Origin of the sequence: Olleya sediminilitoris, from assembly GCF_016785945.1 — a bacterium.
Taxonomy (GTDB): Bacteria; Bacteroidota; Bacteroidia; order Flavobacteriales; family Flavobacteriaceae; genus Olleya; species Olleya sediminilitoris.
Map to the genome: position 1 here is coordinate 1 of NZ_JAEMEF010000037.1, position 572 is coordinate 572.

At 37.6% G+C, this 572-nt stretch carries 1 pseudogene; it reads left to right on the forward strand.

The features are described from left to right. Positions 1 to 572 (forward strand): annotated as a pseudogene (locus JAO71_RS15740) (hypothetical protein); the annotation flags it as partial.

Here is a 572-nt window from a genome sequence, read left to right on the forward strand (position 1 = left end):
AATGTGATGATAATATGGAAACCGATGGAGACACCACCAATGATAGTGTACAATTTGATTTAGAAAGTTTAAACGAAGAAGTATTAGACGGACAAGACCCATTAAGCTACATTGTAAGTTATTATGAGTCACAATCAGATGCAGATGCAGGAATCAATCCATTACCATTATTGTATGAAAACATCGTTAACCCACAAGTTATTTATGTAAGAGTAGATAATGACACCATGGTAGACGATGGAACCGGAACCATGGTAGACAGTTCAATCTGTTATGATACAGCCGAAATCACCTTACGAGTAAATCCATTACCAGAATTTGATTTAGAAGATAGTTATTTACTATGTATCAATACCAATGGGTCAGAGGTAGTCAGCGCACCAATCATAGACACAGGATTAGATGAAACCCAATATGCTTTCGAGTGGTCATTAGACGGATTAAGCCTTTCGGGAGAAACAGGAAGCAGTTTAGAGCCAACCCAAGCAGGTACTTATGAAGTTATAGTAACAAATGTAACCACAACATGTAATAACTCAGATACGACTATAGTCGAAGAAAGTGAGCCACCA